Raw genomic sequence first — 599 nt, 5'->3', positions numbered from 1 at the left:
GACTCCGCAGCGCGTATGGAGAGTGCTGACGGATGCTGAGCTTTACAAGCGTTGGGCGCAGGCATTTTCACCTCAATCTCAATTCGAAGGGGAGTGGGAAGAGGGCAGCGACATCACCTTTTTTGATCCGGATATGGGCGGCACTCGCGCAGTGATTGATTCTGTGCAGCCACTGCATCGGCTAGAGTTTCATCATGTTGCCATCTTTAACCCCGACAATAGGCAACAGTTGGACGCCGATATCGCCGCCAAGTGGATTGGATCTCGTGAGATCTATCAGATCGACACAGAAGACGAACGCTTGTTGCTCAACATCACCATTCACACTCACAGTGACTTTGTATCGATGTTCAACAATGGGTGGGAAAAAGCGTTGCCATTGATTAAAAGTATTTGTGAGGAAACGGACTCGCAATAGCACTAAATATCGAGATGCACTTTTTCCATTTCTAGGCTGAGTAAGAGAGCGTTCACCGCCGCATTTTCGGTGTTCGCTACATCTTGACCGCACGAGGGTATACAATACCCGCAAATTTGAGCACTCAAGAGACTGGATGATGGAATTTAAGGTTGATACCCACACGCATACTTACGCGAGT

General features: G+C 48.6%; 1 protein-coding gene. It reads left to right on the top strand.

Annotated elements, in window-relative coordinates; all coding sequences use genetic code 11:
- On the top strand, positions 1 to 418 hold a 418-nt coding region (locus tag R7Q09_RS26940), incomplete at its 5' end, for an SRPBCC domain-containing protein (RefSeq protein ID WP_318144050.1).
- Positions 419 to 599 lie beyond the last annotated feature (181 nt).

The organism is Vibrio sp. 2130-1, assembly GCF_033339515.1.
The sequence above is the reverse complement of the archived record's forward strand: the minus strand, read 5'-3'. Positions and strand labels throughout refer to the sequence as shown.